Genomic DNA, 2,675 nt, shown 5'->3' on the forward strand with positions numbered 1-2,675 from the left:
TTTGACATTCGAGACATCGAAGGCGACAGAATGAGCGGAGTACGAACAATCCCGGTAGTATTTGGGCGAGAAAAAACGAAGAATCTTCTCCTTATCCTCAACTCGACACTCATACCCTGGCTTGCGATATCTTATCTATCAGGCTTTTTTCACCACTATCTCTTCGTTTTAATCTCCTTTATTGCTTATGGATATGGATATATCTTACATTTTTGCAAAGAAGGGTTGAAAATAGGTAAATCACTGGATTTAATCGTCGATGGCGAGTGGATACCGGTGGTACTGCTGTGTGTTATGATGCAACGGCTTAACTTAAACTCCCATTACTTCTTCTCCCTTATCAGCCTTTTCAAATTGGTGGGATTGAAAGAAGGGTCATATTCCCTGATCGGTCCCTCTACGATTCTCTTCCGCTTCCAGTCTATCTTCCAGCCATGCTCATCCTCAAGCTTCTTCAGTAATTCATTCTTCGTCGCCACAGGGAGGTCAGTTGCAGTCCTTACGAATAGATGCCAGTCGGGCGGATAGGTCTTGAGATACTTCAGGCTCAGGTCTATATAATGTGTGAGCTTTATAGACCGTCCACGGTCTGTATCAGATGGACGGAAGCATAATTTCGCAATCATCGGCAGTGCTTCCTCTACCGTCTCGCAAGCAACGAGCAAGTCCTGTGGCGCGGGTTCGAAATAGAGCATTGAGCCATTACTGGCATCTATTATCTGCCAATCCTCTTTTATATCTGGTCGTCCGAGGAACGCCCTCCGGTATTTTGTGCCATGAGGACCTACCACTGCAGGAATGCCCAGCCTGTTGAAACCGGTAGCAATAGAAGCTGCTTTCTGTGACATCGCACCCCATGCAACGCCACAGGCACCCACTCTGCTCAGGATATAATCAGCAATCTCTTCATAATTGCCCCTCAGTGTCCTCCTCGCAAATATACTCGCTATCTTAATCGCCGCATCGTGTATATGTGCATTGGAGACGCAGGAGCCTATGTTGAGAACACCCCCGGCATCGAACCTGCCATGATGCTGCTCGTACAGGGTCTTGCCCTCCTCATCCTTCCACAATGCCGCGTCAATTGCCATGCAGCCCGTCAACGTAACTATATAGTTCCGTTCGGCGAACTCCTTCACAATCAGCCACGCATCTTTCGTCCCATTTGGATAATTACCACAACCTATCGGTGCAATAACACCGGGTATAGTTCCAAGGACAATTGGTGCTCCGACTTCTCTTATCTCACTGTCCCATACAGGTCCCCTGCCTATACGCATACGTCCCTTCTCCTCTCTTAGCTGAGGATATGCCGCTTTTGTTATCACGTCCACTATCGGGATATGCTTCTTACAGACCTGTTCACACCTGCCACAGCCGACGCATTTGTCAAATAAGTCAGCAAGCGGTTCTATCCGCCCGGTTGAAGCGCTTTGATTCGCTTCACCAATAGGAAGCCCATTAGGGCACGCAAGGGTGCAGTTCCCACATTGGATGCACTCACCTACATAACGTCTGAACTCATCATCGCTCAGGATCAGCCTCAGTGCTTTCCTCCTCTTATCTGCTTGCAACGCGGTCTTCACAGCTACCTCTCCCACACGCTCAGGGTCTAATATCACAACACCTGGAACTCGCTCGTTCACCAGATCAGCAACTATATCATCAGGGTTATCATCAGTCCGGTCCACGAGCCCGTGCAACGCCTTATCATTCGTTACTATCAGAGGTGAATGAACCATCTTGCACTGCTCTAATATGTCCGCGCGGATGCACTGCTCATCAACCACAACTACATCCGCAAGCCCCGCTCGTATCACACGCAGTTGCCTACCAAGAGCCGAAGCTATCTTTGCTTTTTTATATACACGCGTGGTGTCAATTGCGGTGCAACAGATTCCTGCAAGTTCCACACTATCTTCAAGCCCATTATCCGTCAGATAATCCCCAATATCAGCAGCAGGGGGTACATTATGCCCTATTACAAGTATAACAGGTTTATTGGTATCTATTGTGCCTATCCCGACCTCGACCAGTGGCACATCTGCTCCTCCTCCCTCATAGCTCGTGGGCATACCATAAGCGGCAATCTGGATGATATCTGCAGCCTCTTTGCTCAGCGAGTCGAGCATGCCCATATGAAGAGCCTTCGACTCAAAGTCCATGTACGAGCCCTCTTGCCCGGTATGGAGCGCATCTGCCAACTGCACTATCTGCTCCTCAATATAATCAAATACGCGCTCGTAATCACCAATTGTACGTGGTCTTATACCACATATCAGCCTTGTAAGAGGCGCTTCCACATTCACTTCCGGTCCGAAGTCTATCGGCGTATCCCGTCCGAACTGCTTAATCAGATCATGGAGCAGATGCCTTCCATGTCCACAATGTGCGCTACAGCCTACCAGACAGGCGAGGAGAACTATTCTACCGTGTTGTGCATCCATTCTTATGCCGCATGCGCCCTTCTTATTGCCTGAGAGATCGCATTTACCGTATGTACATAGACAGCACATATCGCAGAAAGGCGCATAAAAAGGCTTGTAGCGATTCAGGAGCTTGAAGTCCCAGTCACGAAGCGTAGCGATACCAGGCATTGGATGCGGTCCGAGCGGTTCCCATTCCTCCTCTTCTTCCTCTATCTCTCCTATGCGAATCTGCACATTCTCCAATCC

General features: G+C 48.9%; 1 protein-coding gene. It reads left to right on the plus strand.

What is annotated here, in order from left to right:
• Positions 1-528 (plus strand): UbiA family prenyltransferase (locus J7J01_10225; protein ID MCD6211233.1); only part of this gene is annotated, 528 nt, incomplete at its 5' end.
• Between the last annotated feature and the right edge of the window lie 2,147 nt (positions 529-2,675).

It is taken from the genome of Methanophagales archaeon (assembly GCA_021159465.1).
Lineage (GTDB): Archaea > Halobacteriota > Syntropharchaeia > Alkanophagales > Methanospirareceae > G60ANME1.